We start from the raw sequence: 13,616 nt of genomic DNA on the forward strand, positions 1-13,616 counted from the left end.
AACGGGTGACCTCAGGCGATCACGCTGAGCAAGACGGCGCCGACGACGAGCACGTCGACGCCGCGCAGGGCCTGCAGCCCGGCCGCCCCACCGCTGACGTCGTAGTTCATCGGCGGCCGGGTCGCCGTCCGCGCCGCGGCCACGACGGCGAGCGGGATCGCGAGCCACACCGGCCAGGCCGGGGAGACGCCGAGGGTCAGCGTCACCAGGCCGAGCAGGATCCCCCAGACGAGGCCGAGCAGCGCGATCACCAGGCCGTTGACCAGCCGTAACTCCCAGTCGGACGCGCCGAGCCACCGACGGCGGCCGGGGTTGCGCCACAGTTCGCCGAGCCCGCCGACGAACGGGACGAGCGCCGCGTACGCGCCGAGCGCGAACAGCGGCGCGGGCGGGATGGCCGGAAAAGCCAGATGCGCGACGCCGACCAGGCCCGCGATCACCACACTGGCCGCCGCGTAGCGCATCCGGCCGAGCACCCCGGCCCAGGCGAGCCGCAGCGTCGTCGGACGCCGCAACGACACCCACGGCACCGGCTTCGACTCCGGGATCAGCAGCATGGGGTCCATGAAGACCGCGGCCATCGCCCGCAGGAGCCGCGCATTCCAGCCGTCGACGAGTTCCTGACGGCCGACCCCGGACATCGGTTCGCCGCCGAAGGCCACCGCGACCGCCACCACGAACAGCGCGCCGGCCAGCACCTCGACGGCGATCGGGCCCCATCCCGCGGCGGCGAACGCCAGACCCGCCATCGCGAGCACGACCGGAGCGAGCGTTTCCCCGCGGATCGCCGTCCGCCGCGCGGTGACCGCCGCCAGGATCGCGCCGGACGCGGTCAGCGCCGACATCGCGATCCACACGCCCTTCGAGCCGCCGCCGATCGCGGTGACCAACGCTCCGGTGTAGCCGACCACCAGGACCAGCCCGGCCCAAAGCGTCCACATCCGCTTGACGACGACTCGGCGCCTGTCGACGCGGGCGAAGTCCATCCACGTCAGCGCCGCCGGTTCGGCCCAGACGAAACCGCGGCGCAGCAGGCCGCGCCAGAACATCGCGCACAACACGATCAGCAGCCCGAAGACCGCCGGAAAGTCCACAACGGACTGTCCGAAAAGGAAATCCCGGAGCTTCGGCAGGTTCTGGAAGGCGGTGAACAGAGCGCCGAAACCGAACAGGGCCAGGAAGGTCTGGTAGTCGCCGTTGAACAGGCCGCCGAATCGCTGTCTTCCCGGGACGTGCGTGGGGGCTTTCGTGGTCACCACAGCTCGAGGGTGGAGTCGGCCGCTTCGAGCAGCGGGGGATGGTGCGTGGCCACGACGACGGCCGCCCCGGCGTCGGTCGACCGCTTGATCAACGACGTCAGCCATTCCTTCCCGGCGGCATCGAGCGCCCGTTCGGGCTCGTCGAGCAGCAGGACGTCGTGCGGCCGCGCGGTCGCGCCGAGGAGCAGCAGACGACGGCGTTGCCCGGCCGAGAACTTGCCCGCGGTGACTTTCGCGCGTTCGGAAAGCCCCGCGTCGGCCAGGAGCGCGTCGAAATCGCCGAGATCGGCCCCGAACGAGCCCTCCAGCAGTTCGAGATGCTGGAGCGGGGTCAGCTCGGCGAAGAAGTCGGAATCGTCGAACAGCACGGAAACCTTGCGGCGGAAGGAAACGTCGCGTTCGTCGGGCTTACCGCCCGCGACGACGACGCGGCCCCGCTGCGGGGCCTGCGTTCCGTACAGGCATCGCAGCAGGGTCGATTTCCCGACCCCGTTGGGGCCGACGATGACCGCGCATTCGCCCGCCTCCACCTCGAAATCGAGTCCGTCGAACAGCCAGTGCTCCCCGGCCTGCACACCGAGCCCTCGTACGTCGATCATTTGCCGCGCAAGGATTCGATCACCGGCGCGAGTGCGTCCATGTTGTGCTCCAGCACGGTGAAATAGGTGAAACCGAACCGCTCGCGGTGCGCCAGGATCTGTTCGGCGATCTGTTCGTGGGTGCCGACCAGAGCCGTCGGCAGTTCGGCGAGCTGCGCGACGGTGAGCTTGCCGTCGAGCAGTTCCCGCAGACTCTCCAAACCCTCTTGCCGATCTTCGACCACGGCGACGAAATGCGAGAGGATGTTGAATTCGGCCTCGCGCCCGTTCAGTTTTCCGCGGACGAAGTCCACCCGCTCTTCGATTCCGGCCGCGTCCTCGACGGCGAGCGCGCCGCCGTCAGGAACGGCCGCCGTGCCGGTGAATCCGATGATGTCGGCGTGTTCGGCGGCGAGGGTGAGCAGCCTGTCGCCGCGGCCGGCGATCATCAGCGGCGGGCCCGGCTTCTGCACCGTCGGCGGTTTGTGGCTTTCGTCGGCATAGAGCCGGTTGAGCACCTCGATGGTGTTTTCGAGATGGTCGACGCGCTTTCCGGCGCGCGGGAACTCCATTCCCGCCGCTTCGAATTCGGCCTTCACGTAACCGGCCCCCAGGCCGAGCTCCAGCCTGCCCTCGGTGAACTGGTCCGTGCCGGTGACGTCGCGGGCGAGCAGCACGGGGTTGTAGAAGGCGGTGTTGATGACGAAGGTGTTGAGCCGCGGGCGGGCCGTCACCTCGGCGGCGAGCACGAGGGCCGGGAACGGCGGCGCCATGCCGAGATGGTCGGCCGCGCCGATCACGTCGAATCCGAGGTCCTCGGCCTTGCGGCACTTCTCGACCCACGCCGCACGGGTCTCCGGGACGACCATGTTGACGCCGAATCTGACCATGCCGCCACGGTACCGAGACCGAAAGAAGAAGGCCTCATCCTCGGGAATGACTCCGAGGATGAGGCCTTTCTCCTACGTTCGGACGATCAGCCCAGACGCTGCTTGAGCGCGTCCAGCTCGTCACGCAGCGACGACGGGACCTTGTCGCCGATCTTCTCGAACCACTCCTCGATGAGCGGCAGTTCCTGGCGCCACTCCTCGGCGGAGACGTCGAGCGCGGCCTGGATGTCGGCCAGCGGCTCCTTGAGGCCGTCGGTGTCGAGGTCCTCGGCGTTCGGCACGAAACCGACCGGGGTCTCGTTCGCGTTGCCCTTGCCCTCGACGCGGTCGATGACCCACTTCAGGATCCGCGAGTTCTCGCCGAAGCCCGGCCACAGGAAACGGCCGTCGTCGCCGCGGCGGAACCAGTTGACGTAGAAGATCTTCGGCAGCTTGTCCGCGTCGGCGTTCTTGCCGAGGTCCAGCCAGTGCTTGAAGTAGTCACCGGCGTGGTAGCCGAGGAACGGCAGCATGGCCATCGGGTCGCGGCGCACGTTGCCGACCGCGCCGGCGGCGGCCGCGGTGGTCTCCGACGACATGGTGGCGCCCATGAACACGCCGTGCTGCCAGTCGCGGGCCTCGTTCACCAGCGGGACCGTGGTCTTGCGGCGGCCGCCGAACAGGATCGCCGAGATCGGCACGCCCTGCGGGTCGTCCCACTCGGGCGCGAGGATCGGGCACTGCGACATCGGCGTGCAGTAGCGCGAGTTCGGGTGCGCGGCCTTCTCTTCCGACTCCGGCGTCCAGTCCTGCTTCTTCCAGGAGGTGGCGTGCGCGGGCTTCTCGCCCATGCCCTCCCACCAGACGTCGCCGTCGTCGGTGAGCGCGACGTTCGTGTAGACCGTGTTGCCCTTTTCGATGGTGCGCATCGCGTTGGGGTTGGTGTGCCAGTCGGTGCCCGGCGCGACGCCGAAGAAGCCGAACTCGGGGTTCACCGCGTAGAGGCGGCCGTCCTCGCCGAACCGCATCCACGCGATGTCGTCACCGAGGGTCTCGGCGCGCCAGCCGGGGATGGTCGGCTGCAGCATGGCGAGGTTGGTCTTGCCGCAGGCGCTCGGGAACGCCGCCGCGACGTAGTGGACCTTGTCCTCGGGCGAGATCAGCTTGAGGATCAGCATGTGCTCGGCCAGCCAGCCCTCGTCGCGGGCGATGACCGAGCCGATGCGCAGCGAGTAGCACTTCTTGCCGAGCAGCGAGTTGCCGCCGTAGCCGGAGCCGTAGCTCCAGATCTCGCGGGTCTCGGGGAAGTGCGAGATGTACTTGGTGGTGTTGCACGGCCACGAGACGTCCTCCTGGCCCGGCTCCAGCGGCGCGCCGACGGAGTGCAGGGCGGGGACGAACTCGCGCTCGGTGCCGTCCTCGGTGACGAACTTGTCCAGCGCGGCCTTGCCGGCGCGGGTCATCACGCGCATGGAGGCGACGACGTAGGCGAAGTCGGTGATCTCGATGCCGAGCTTGGGGTCCTCGGCGCCGAGGGGGCCCATGCAGAAGGGGATCACGTACATCGTGCGACCGCGCATGCATCCGCGGTACAGCTCGGTCATCGTGGCCTTCATCTCGGCCGGGTCCATCCAGTTGTTGGTGGGACCGGCGTCCTCTTCCTTCTCGGAACAGATGAAGGTGCGTTCCTCGACGCGGGCGACGTCATTCGGGTCGGAAGCGGCCCAGTACGAGTTGGGCTTCGCGTCGAGCTGCACGAACGTGCCGGCGGAGACCAGCTCGGCGTTGATCCGGGCGGCCTCTTCGTCGGACCCGTCGACCCACACCACACGGTCCGGAGTGGTCAGTTCGGCGACCTCTCGGACCCAGGACAGCACGCCACTGTGCGTCGTCGGCGCATTTTCCAGTCCGGGGATGGCGACTGCGGTCATCTCTACTCCTGACTTCCGACGCAAAGAGGGCCCACACCGGGAACGACGCTGTTCCGGTGCGGCCCTCAAGCTCGTGAGACCGAATGGCTTCGCACACCGGCGGGAAGGCCGGTGTGCAGGTTTTGGGATTCCCCGAGAGTAGCCGGATGACCGGCAGGTAACCGAGAGCTGACCTGTCGGTTCTCTCACAAGAACGATAAGGGAATCGATTCAGTATCACCGGAATGGGCCATACGCAGAAATTCTTCCGGTGACCGATGGCACAGCGGACGGACGAATCGGACATGAGAAAGCCCGGCACGAGTACTCGTGCCGGGCTGTTCTGTGACCAGGATTACAGGAATGACCTCTTCGAATTGGCCTGGACCATTCTTGTATTGGTCCAGGCCATTTTGGGAATCAGTTGGGGCTGATCCACTGACCGGTGGCGGAATCGATCTTCGCCACACCTTCGAGTGTTTCGGTGCCCGCGCCACCCCACGCCGCGTCGCCCGCCGGGTCACCTCCGGCCGCCGGGACGCTCGCGAAGGCCGCGCCGATGTCGTTGTTGACCACGCCGCTGCCGACCTCGGTCCACTGGCCGGGCCCGGTGTGCTCGTAGGTCTTGGAGTTGCCGGAGGCGTCGGTCTCCACCGCGATGTCGGCGCTGCCGTCGCCGTCCTTGTCGGTGAAGGCGATCGTGCGGCCGTCCTCCGTCTGGACGACGGCGGTGTCGGGGGTCCCGTCACCGTCCGTGTCGATGGTGGGCGGTCCGACCTCGACGTCGCCGCTGGGCATGTCGGCGTGCATGGTGCCGCTGGTGCCCGCGTCGGAACCGTCGTCGTTGCCGCCGCCACCGGCCTCGACCCAGGAACCGGAGGCTTCGTCGTAGACGGCCTCCTGGACGACCTTGCCGTTCTCGTCGAGCACCGCGTACTGGTCGGCGTCGCCGTCGCCGTCGGTGTCGACGAACGCCTGGCCGGTGCCGTCCTCGTGCTGGATGACCGCGGCGTCGTTGACGCCGTCCTTGTCGAGGTCGTAGTTGAGCTCGGCCTGGTACTCCTCGCCGTCAACGTGGACGGTGACCGCTTCGGTGGAGCCCGACTCGGTGTCCGTGCCGCCGCTCTCGTCGACCCACATGGGATAACCCCCTCGTTGACCTGCTGGTGTGTCGAAGCTTATGACTCACCGTAGGCCGGTTCGGTTCCGGTCCACAACAGGACCCACCCGGGTCAGGCGTCGCGCAGTGACCGAATGCGACCGAGCAGTGCCTCGGCGCGGTCCCGGCCGTCCGAGACGTCCTTCAGGCGCTTCGCGACGACCGAGATCTTCTTCGCCCGTTCCTGCGCGCCCATCTTGATCGTCTTGTCGACTTCCTTCAGCTCCGCCTCGATCGCGTCGATCCGGCGGCCGAGGGCTTCGTCGAGCGCCATCGACAGCTGCTGTTCGGCCTCGATCAGCTGCTCCGCGACGAGCTGGTCCAGCGTGGACCGCGCGTCGGCGATCGCCTCGACCAGCCACTGCTTCATATGCTGCTTGTCCGAGGCGTGTTTGCGGGTGCGCGCCATCCACCAGCCGGCGCCGAGGCCGATGATGATCGTGGCGGGCAGGATCACCGGGTTCAGGATCGCGACGCCCGCCAGCGGCAGCGCGGCGACCTTCCCGGCGCCGAGTCCGCCGGAAACCCCCATGAAGATGAGCAGTTTGTCCTCGGCCGTCGGCGGTTTCTTGTCCGGCGGGCGCAGCACGACCGGCGGGCCGCCCGCCCTGGCGAACTGGCCGCGGATGATTTCGAGCTCTTCGGGCGAGAACAGCTCCGAAAGCGCGACGTTGGTGACCTGGTTGAGCCGCTGCGAGAGCAGCATCGAGATCCGCTGCGACGTCGTCTGCAACGCGATGTCGACCTGCTGGGGCAGCGCGGCGAGGGCGTCCCGTTTCGCGCCGTCGATCAGCTGGCGGAAATGCGTCGACGCGTCGCGCATCTGCCTGCTGGTCTCGTGCCCGACCTCGACGCGGGTCCGCTGGATCTCCGCGCGCAGTTTCAGCTGCCAGCCCCGCGTCGAAGAGCGGCGCTCGGTGGTCAGGTCGTCACGCCGCTGGCGCAACTGCTCGGCCTCGGCCTCACCCGCGGACAGCGCTCGGCTTTCCGCCTGCAGCTTCGCCTTGAGCTCGCCGAGCGCGCTCGACAACGCGCGCAGGGTGTTGGCCTCGCCCAGCATCGCCGAGCGGCCGACCAGCATCTCCTGCAGCGCGCCCTGCAACGCGGCGATCCCGGCCTTCTCGCGCAGCATCGTGGCCATCTGCTCGTTCGGGGCCTTGGCCGCCGTCTCGAACATCCGCGCGGAAACCGGGTGGAACACCGCGTCGGCGAACCGGGGGGCGTGTTCGGCGAGCAGCCGCCGGTCGGCTTCGAGGACCTCGCGCCAGCCGCGGAACTGGTCGGTCTTGGTCAGCGCGAACAGCACGGTCTCGACGCGTTCGCCCATGTCGTGCAGGAACTGCAGCTCCTGCGCGGTGAACGGCGAGGACGAGTCCACGACGAACAGCAGCGCGGTGGCACCGGCGGCGGCCTCCTTCGCCAGCTCACCGTGCATCGAGTCGAGCCCGCCGACACCCGGCGTGTCCACAATGGACACTCGTTCGAGCAGCGGGACCGGGCCGGAGACCTCGACGTAGCGCGGCGGGATCTGCCCTTCCGGCAGCTCGTGCGCGGCCGAGACCCAGTGGATCAGGTCGTTGAGGTTGATCGGCACCGGCGCCAGCTGGCCCGGGTAGCAGGCCTGCGCGGACCACTGCTCGGCGTGTTCGAAGACGAGATAAGTCGCCGTGGCGACGTCGGCGTCCACAGGGGACAGTCCCGGCATGGACAGGAGCGCGTTCACGAGCGAGCTCTTGCCGCGGTTGGTCTCGCCGACCACCACGACCGACGGCTTCTTCGGCCGCGCCTTCCGGATGTCCTCGACCCATTTCGCGGCCTGGGGATCGGCTTCGCGGACGACGGTGAGCAGCTGTTCGCGGGTGCTCTTCACGACCGCCGGAAGGTTGGCCGCCGCGCTCGGAGCCGTCACTGGGCCTTCTTCGCGTAGACGATGACGATCGGCGCGCGCAGGACCCGCTCGTGATCGGCGAAACCGACCACCTCGGTCTCCGCGACGAGCCCTTCGAGCGCAGGGTCCTCGGTCGCGACCGCACCGCCCGCCTCGTGCACGGCGGGGTCGAACCGCTCACCGTCCGGGCGCAGGGCACGGACGCCGATCCCGGCGAGACCGTGTTCGAGCCGCTCGACGACGCCGCCGCTTCGCGCGCGATCGAGGGCGTACAGGCACAGTTGGATCAGCGCCTGCCTGTCGGCGAGAGCCTGTTCGAGGTCGGCCGGACCCGTGGTCGTGGACTCCACATCGGTGTTCGACGCGGCTTCGACGGCCTCGGTTCCCTCCGCCGGCGAAGTCTCCCCGTCCGCTTCGGCGATGATCGCCGCGGAGATCTGACCGGTCGGCACGTCGTCCGGATTCACGTCTTCGACCGCCTTCTTGCGCAGCCAGGCACCCACCCGAATCGACCCCCGTAACTGGTGTCCCGGGCCTACCGATCAGCCCGGGGAGATTTCACCAGTGTCGGGCACCGGCCCGCCAGGCGGGGGCGAAATCGGCAGAACGGGACGGAGGAATCTGGCGATCAGCTCCTTCATCACCGCGAGTTCCGCCGCCGGATCCAGGTCCGGCTCAAGAATCACGCGGGAAAGCGGCGCGTCGACCAAGGCGACGAGCCAGCTGGCCACCGTCTGCGGATCGAATCCGGGATCGATCCGGCCCGCTTCCATCGCCCGCGTCACCAGGCCGACGAGGCCGTCGCGCAGCGCGCGGTCGTTGCCCTGGATGAGCCTGGCCAGCTCGGCGTCGCGGGAACACTGCGCGGCGACCTCGAGGACGAGCTTGGCGATGACCGGATGCAGAAGCTGTTCCGACACGTGGGTGATGACCTGGAGGATGGCCTCCCCCGGATCCTCGATCTCTTCGGCGGCCGCGAGCAGTGCCGCGGTCTCGTCGGCGTCCTGCTCGAAGATGCCGACGAACACCGCGCGCTTGTTCGGGAAGTAGTGGAACAGGCTGCCGGTGCTGATCCCGGCGGCGCGGCAGATCTCCGCCGTCGTCGTCTTCTCGAAGCCCTTCATCGCGAAACAGCCCGCGGCGGCGTCGAGGATGGCGCGGCGTTTCGCCTCGTGTTTGGCCGGGTCGACCGTCCTCATTTCACCGCCGGCGGCTCGTCGTGCCACGGGTAGCCGTGGTCGAGGAAGGCCTTGGCGACGGCCTTGCGGTCCACGTCGCCCTTCTGCCGCACCAGCTCCCGGCCGTCCGCGGCGAGCAGGACGAGCTCCTTGCCGTCGAGGAAGACGGCCTCCAGCTCCGCTTCGTACGCGCGGCTGCGGCCCTTGGTGGTCAGCGTGATGCGGGTCGGCGTCACCTTGACGATCAGCCGCTCGTGCGCCCAGACCGCGGCGAAGAGCAACCCGAGGACCAGACCGACGCCGATCCCGGTGACCGTGCCCCAGGGCTGGGGGATCTCCGAGACGAGCTGGAAGGGGCCCTTGAACGGGACCCAGCTCAGGGACGCCACCCAGCCCGAGATCGACTGGAGGAACCAGCCGAGCGCGGCCCCGGCCAGCGGGCAGCCGATCCAGGAGGCCGTACGCAGCCACTGGGGCTCGTCGACGATCGTTTCCATGCGCTCATTATTAGACCGAGCGCTCGGTTTATCAATCTTGGGGCGCGTTTAGTCGCGGATCTGCTGCCAGATGAGGAAGTACGCCCGGTGCACGACGTGCGCGACGCGGCTTTGGGCGGGTGTCGCGCCGAAGGACGCGAAGGAACGCCACCAGCCGGCGCGCTCCAGGGCGTGGGCCGCCAGCTCGGCCCGCGGAGCGCCCGGCTTGCCCAGCTGGGCGCCGATGTCCGCGTTGCTGCCGACCCGCAGGACCTCCTCGGACAGGTCCTCGGGCATGTCGACGGCGCCGGACGCGACCAGCGTGAGCGCTTCGAGCAGCCGCAGCTGGTGTGCCTCGGGCTTGGCGAGCAGGACCTCGATCGCGTCGTGGACGCGCTGCCGTTCGGCCGGGTCGCCGGACGCGTGGGCCAGCGCGGTGACCGAGGCCAGCGCGGCCGCCGCCTTGATGCCGTCGGCGCGGGCGGCGAAGACGATGCTCAGCCGCTGGCGGACGGCTTCGAGCCCGGAGGCGTCGAGCAGCTTCCGCCGCAGCGAGCCCGCGGTGATCTCCGGTTCCTTGCGGATCGCCTCGACGGCGTACCGCACGCCGAACAGGTCCAGCTTCTCCAGCAGCCGCAGCCGGGTGCCCGCGGCGACGTCGCATTCCCAGCTGGTGAAGATGTCCGCCGAGATCAGCATGGTCTCGAGGATGTCGTCGTCCATCTCGGCCAGCTGGCGCAGCGCTTCGGCGTCGGGCGAGGTGAACCCGCCGGACTCGGCCGACTCCGCGATCAGCCCGATCACCGGCAGCACGTCGGCGACGCGGGGCTTCAGCGTCGCGGCCTGCTTCTCCGACAACAGCGTCGCGGCCTTCCACACGTCGCCGCCCGAGCCTTCGACCGACTCCGGCGCGATGGTGTCCGCCTTGTTGAGCACCGCGATCGCGTTGACCGGGCCCGCCTCGCGGCTCGCCGTCGCGGCGGTGAACGCGGCGAGCGCCTGCTGGTCGTCGGCGCGGACGCCCTGGGTGACCACGTAGAGGACGGCTTCGGCGCCCGCGACGGCGTTGCGCGAGGTGTCGTCCAGCTCGTCGGAGCCTTCTTCCTCCTCGTCACCGTCTTCGGGCTTGCGGTGCTTCGCCGCGCCCAGCAGCTCCTCGGTCCGCGACACCGAAGCCGCGTCGAGCGAGCCGAGGCCCGGGGTGTCGATCACGGTCATACCCTGCAGGACCGCGTTGGTGAGGTACGCCTCGATATGCGAGACCTTGTCGATGTCGATGCCCAGTTCGGCCGGGATCATCCCGTCGGCGGAGAAGGGCAGCACCTGTTTGCGGCCGTCGTTGAAGACGATCTCGACGCGGTCTACCGTGCCGTACTGGAACCTGGTGACCAGCCTGGTGCACTCGCCGACGTCGGTCGGCGCGACCCGGCGCCCGATCAGGGCGTTGACCAGGGTGGACTTCCCCGATTTGATCCGGCCCGCGACGGCGACCTGCAGCGGGCCGCCCAGCCGTCGCAGCACCTCGGCGAAACCGGCCGCGGTCCGCGCGGACACCTGGGGCTGGAGGCGGTGGCAGAGGTTCGCCACCGACATCGACAGCGGGCCGGCGAGACGGCCCTGCTCCGTCGCTGAGGTCACGGTGCCCACCCTCCCAGTCGTCGAGCACACCGAGGGGAATCGTGCCATGCCGCTCATCCTCGGGTCGCACCGAAGGTGGTACCGGCGACCGACGCGCGGGCGGCCCCGGCCGACATAGTGTTACCAGGTGCGACGGTTGAGCCTCTGGATGCGTGCCCACCCCATGGCCGGGGACAGTTTCATCGCCGTCGTCCTGCTGCTGACCGACCTGCTGTTCTTCGTGGCGGCGGTCGAGACGCCGGAAGTCCCGATGCCGCCCTGGTACGTGGTCCTGCCGCTGGACGTGGTGATGGTCGCCCCGCTGGTCTTCCGGCGGAAGGCGACGCTGTGGTCGGCGTACCTGGTGCTGCTGATCGGCATCCCGCACAGCGCGCTGGAACTCGGCGCGGCGAGCGGGCTGGCGATGATGATCAGCATCTACTCGGTGCTGGTCTACGTCGGGCGCAAACAGGGCCTGTTGTACCTGGTGATCACGCTGGTCACCTCGGCGATCCAGCTGTGGGCCGACCCGCCGGAGGACGTGTGGGTGCTGGCGATCATCGGCGTCTTCTCCAGCGCACTGTGCTGGACGCTCGGCGAATTCGCCGGCGCGAGGCGCGCCTATCACGAGGAGGTGGAAGCCCGGTTGCATCTACTTGAGACGGAACGGGACCAGGCGACCAGGATCGCCGTCGGCGAGGAACGCGGACGTATCGCCCGCGAGCTGCACGACGTCGTCGCGCACGCGGTGAGCGTGATGGTCGTGCAGGCCGACGGTGCGTCCTACGCGGTCGACGGGAATCCCGAGATGGCGAAACGTGCCCTGCAGACGATTTCGGAGACCGGCCGCGGCGCGCTCGCCGAGCTGCGGCGGCTGCTGGACGTGCTCCGCAGCGACGGCGACGACGAGCCGCGCGTGCCGCAGCCCGACGCCAGCGCGCTGACCGACCTCGCGGACCGGATCCGCCAGGCGGGGGTGCCGGTGACGCTGGCGATCGGGCCGGACGCGCTGGCCGGGCTGCCCGCGGGGGTGTCCCTCGGCGTGTACCGGATCGTGCAGGAGTCGCTGACGAACACGCTGAAACACGCCGGCCAGGGCGCGCAGGCCGAGGTGGTGGTGCGGCGGGAGGCGGACGTGATCGACGTCAAGGTCACCGACGACGGCGCCGGGCGCGCGAAACAGCTGGTGCCCATGGCGGCGAAGCACGCCGCGCCGCCGCGGAAACTCACCGTCCCCGGTGGGAACGGATTGATCGGAATGAGGGAACGGGCGAACGTCTTCGGCGGCACGCTGGAGGTCGGGCCCGCCCCCGGTGGAGGGTGGCAGGTGCACGCGAGGCTCCCGGTTAGGTTGGCGACGTGATACGGGTGGTGGTCGTCGACGACCAGGAATTGATGCGCGTCGGGTTCCGGATGGTCCTGGGCGCGCAGGCCGACATCGACGTCGTCGGCGAGGCGGGTGACGGCGCGCAGGCCATCCGGCTGGCCGAGGAACTGCGGCCCGACGTCGTGCTGATGGACGTCCGGATGCCGGTGCTGGACGGGGTCGAGGCGACGAAGCGGATCGTCGAGGCCGGGACGGCACGGGTGCTCGTGATGACGACGTTCGACCTGGACGAGTACGTCTATTCGGCGTTGCAGGGCGGGGCGAGCGGGTTCCTGCTGAAGGACACGCAGCCGGATCACCTGGTGTCGGCGCTGCGGGCGGTCGCTTCGGGCGACGCCGTGGTCTCGCCGTCGGTCACCCGGCGGCTGCTCGACCGGTTCGTCGGCGGCGGCGGGAAGCCGATGCGGGACGCGGCCGAGCTGGACGTCCTCACCGAACGGGAGCGGGAGGTGCTCGTGCTGATCGCGAAGGGCCTTTCGAACCTGGAGATCGCCGAGACGCTGTTCCTGTCGGAGGCGACGGTGAAGACGCACGTCGGGCGGATCCTGTCGAAGCTGGACCTGCGCGACCGGGTGCAGGCCGTGGTGCTCGCCTACGAGACCGGGCTGGCGCGTCCCGGGGTCAGCTGAGATCTCGTCGGAAAGTGGTCGTTCGGTGAGCACTTTGCGGCGGATGCTTGTCCTCAGAGCCACTACCTGAGGAGAAGGAAATGCTGCGAGGTCTCACCACCACCACGTTCTACGCCGACGACATGGCCGCCGCGATCGAGTGGTACTCCGAGCTCTTCGGCATCGAGCCGTACTTCGTCCGCAACGGCCCCGACGGGACACCGGCGTACGTCGAGTACCGGATCGGCGACTACCAGCACGAGTTCGGCCTGGTCCGCGGCGACTTCCGGCCGCCGATGGCCCAGCCCGGTCCCGGCGGGGCCATCGCGAACTGGGCCGTCGACAACGTCGAGGACGCCTTCGCTCAGCTGCTCGCGAAAGGCGCGAAGGAGTACGAGCCGGTCATCGAGCGCGGGCCGGGCTTCGTGACCGCGGCCGTCGTCGACCCGTTCGGCAACGTCCTCGGCGTCATGTTCAACCAGCACTACCTGGACGTGCTGGCCGGGAAGAAGTAGCTCCCCTGGCCAGGCACTGGACGGAAGGTTGCGAAAGCCACTTTCGCAACCTTCAACGTTGCGAAAGTGGCTTTCGCAACGTTGAAGGAGGGCCAGGCGAGCCCTGCCTCGCCCGCTGACGTGCCGCTAGGTGTGTCGCGAAAGCCACTTTCGCGACGTCTGACGTCCCGAA

13 protein-coding genes are annotated in these 13,616 nt (G+C 69.1%); 3 read left to right on the forward strand and 10 right to left on the reverse strand.

The window, feature by feature from the left end; genetic code table 11:
- Positions 1-11: 11 nt before the first annotated feature.
- From NQK81_RS25010 to NQK81_RS25055, 10 genes are all read right to left on the reverse strand, one after another.
- The gene (locus tag NQK81_RS25010) at positions 12-1,259 is read right to left on the reverse strand and encodes a DUF6297 family protein (protein WP_257483470.1); all 1,248 of its coding nucleotides are present in this window, start codon (positions 1,257-1,259) and stop codon (positions 12-14) included.
- Positions 1,253-1,858, reverse strand: a complete 606-nt coding sequence (locus tag NQK81_RS25015) for an ABC transporter ATP-binding protein (protein ID WP_257483471.1) — start codon at positions 1,856-1,858, stop codon at positions 1,253-1,255. The genes NQK81_RS25010 and NQK81_RS25015 overlap by 7 nt, the downstream gene beginning before the upstream one ends.
- Positions 1,855-2,727 (reverse strand): LLM class F420-dependent oxidoreductase, encoded by an 873-nt coding sequence (locus NQK81_RS25020; RefSeq protein WP_257483472.1) that lies wholly within the window; start codon positions 2,725-2,727, stop codon positions 1,855-1,857. The genes NQK81_RS25015 and NQK81_RS25020 overlap by 4 nt, the downstream gene beginning before the upstream one ends.
- Positions 2,728-2,813: 86 nt before the next feature.
- The gene (locus NQK81_RS25025; RefSeq protein WP_257483473.1) at positions 2,814-4,637 is read right to left on the reverse strand and encodes a phosphoenolpyruvate carboxykinase (GTP); all 1,824 of its coding nucleotides are present in this window, start codon (positions 4,635-4,637) and stop codon (positions 2,814-2,816) included.
- 399 nt (positions 4,638-5,036) lie between these two features.
- Complete coding sequence (locus NQK81_RS25030) at positions 5,037-5,756, reverse strand: DUF6802 family protein (protein ID WP_126737414.1); 720 nt, start codon at positions 5,754-5,756, stop codon at positions 5,037-5,039.
- 92 nt (positions 5,757-5,848) lie between these two features.
- Entirely contained in the window at positions 5,849-7,684 is a 1,836-nt protein-coding gene (locus NQK81_RS25035; RefSeq protein WP_257483474.1) for a dynamin family protein, read from the reverse strand.
- Complete coding sequence (grpE, locus tag NQK81_RS25040; RefSeq protein ID WP_257483475.1) at positions 7,681-8,166, reverse strand: nucleotide exchange factor GrpE; 486 nt, start codon at positions 8,164-8,166, stop codon at positions 7,681-7,683. The genes NQK81_RS25035 and grpE overlap by 4 nt, the downstream gene beginning before the upstream one ends.
- A 39-nt stretch (positions 8,167-8,205) precedes the next feature.
- Positions 8,206-8,862, reverse strand: a complete 657-nt coding sequence (locus tag NQK81_RS25045) for a TetR/AcrR family transcriptional regulator (protein ID WP_257483476.1) — start codon at positions 8,860-8,862, stop codon at positions 8,206-8,208.
- Complete coding sequence (locus NQK81_RS25050; RefSeq protein WP_257483477.1) at positions 8,859-9,338, reverse strand: YqeB family protein; 480 nt, start codon at positions 9,336-9,338, stop codon at positions 8,859-8,861. Before NQK81_RS25050 ends, NQK81_RS25045 begins: the two co-directional genes overlap by 4 nt.
- 48 nt (positions 9,339-9,386) lie before the next feature.
- The gene (locus NQK81_RS25055; RefSeq protein WP_443092900.1) at positions 9,387-10,910 is read right to left on the reverse strand and encodes a dynamin family protein; all 1,524 of its coding nucleotides are present in this window, start codon (positions 10,908-10,910) and stop codon (positions 9,387-9,389) included.
- 208 nt (positions 10,911-11,118) lie between these two features.
- Between NQK81_RS25055 and NQK81_RS25060 the strand changes: the two genes are divergently transcribed.
- The 3 genes from NQK81_RS25060 (at position 11,119) to NQK81_RS25070 (ending at position 13,444) form a co-directional block, all read left to right on the forward strand.
- Positions 11,119-12,297 carry a sensor histidine kinase gene (locus NQK81_RS25060; RefSeq protein ID WP_257489838.1) on the forward strand — a complete coding sequence of 393 codons (1,179 nt, stop codon included), beginning with the start codon at positions 11,119-11,121 and terminating at the stop codon, positions 12,295-12,297.
- Positions 12,294-12,950, forward strand: a complete 657-nt coding sequence (locus NQK81_RS25065; RefSeq protein ID WP_037307422.1) for a response regulator — start codon at positions 12,294-12,296, stop codon at positions 12,948-12,950. Before NQK81_RS25060 ends, NQK81_RS25065 begins: the two co-directional genes overlap by 4 nt.
- A gap of 80 nt (positions 12,951-13,030) precedes the next feature.
- Positions 13,031-13,444 carry a VOC family protein gene (locus NQK81_RS25070; protein ID WP_257483479.1) on the forward strand — a complete coding sequence of 138 codons (414 nt, stop codon included), beginning with the start codon at positions 13,031-13,033 and terminating at the stop codon, positions 13,442-13,444.
- Positions 13,445-13,616: the final 172 nt, after the last annotated feature.

It is taken from the genome of Amycolatopsis roodepoortensis (genome assembly GCF_024628825.1).
Classification (GTDB): Bacteria; Actinomycetota; Actinomycetes; order Mycobacteriales; family Pseudonocardiaceae; genus Amycolatopsis; species Amycolatopsis roodepoortensis.